This is a genomic window from Komagataeibacter oboediens, from assembly GCF_003207815.1.
Taxonomy (GTDB): Bacteria; Pseudomonadota; Alphaproteobacteria; order Acetobacterales; family Acetobacteraceae; genus Komagataeibacter; species Komagataeibacter oboediens.
The window spans coordinates 1-681 of sequence record NZ_NKTX01000247.1 but is presented as its reverse complement, the minus strand read 5'-3'; the positions used below and the strand labels follow the sequence as shown (position 1 = coordinate 681).

Annotated in this window: 1 protein-coding gene; it reads left to right on the top strand. The window is 59.0% G+C overall.

The genetic code is table 11. From position 1 onward, the window contains the following. Nucleotides 1-111 precede the first annotated feature (111 nt). Entirely contained in the window at nucleotides 112-582 is a 471-nt protein-coding gene (gene ssb, locus CFR80_RS18645) for a single-stranded DNA-binding protein (RefSeq protein ID WP_110507875.1), read from the top strand. The last annotated feature ends 99 nt before the right edge of the window (nucleotides 583-681 follow it).

Genomic DNA, 681 nt, shown 5'->3' with positions numbered 1-681 from the left:
CTTCTGGAAAAGCTGCAACCTGACCGCTGATGAAATCACATGGAAGCGTCGGAAGTTTCTGGAAAAGAATGGCGTTTATGGATCGGCTCCATGCGCTGGGGGAGTGGCGTAATGGCCGGTCATTTTTCACAGACAATCATCCTCGGAAATGTGGGCAAAGATCCGGAAATCCGGACTACGCAGGGCGGACAGAAGGTTGCCAGTTTCACAGTGGCTACATCCGAAACGTGGAAGGACAAGCAGTCCGGCGAGACGCGCGAAAAGGCCGAATGGCACCGTGTTGTGTGCTGGAATGAGGGCCTGACCAGCGTGATTGAACGGTTCGTCCGCAAGGGGTCGAAGGTGCAGGTTGTGGGCCAGAACCAGACCCGCAAGTGGACCGACCAGAGCGGGCAGGATCGCTACACGACCGAGGTTGTGATCCAGAAGTTTGGCGGCAATCTGGTGCTGTGTGGCGAACGCGGCGGGGATGGCAATTCACCCCCTCAGCAGTCCCAGCCACGCCAGCAGAGCAGCCAGCAGCGTTCGGGCGGATGGGATGCGCCGTCCGGTGACAATCTGGATGATGAAATTCCTTTTTAGGATGCCTCACCCGCGCCCCGCCAATTCAGTGGCCACCATGGCTGCCAGGTGCTGCCGGACCTCAATGGTCGCGAAGGGATGGGTTGCCGCCCATACCCG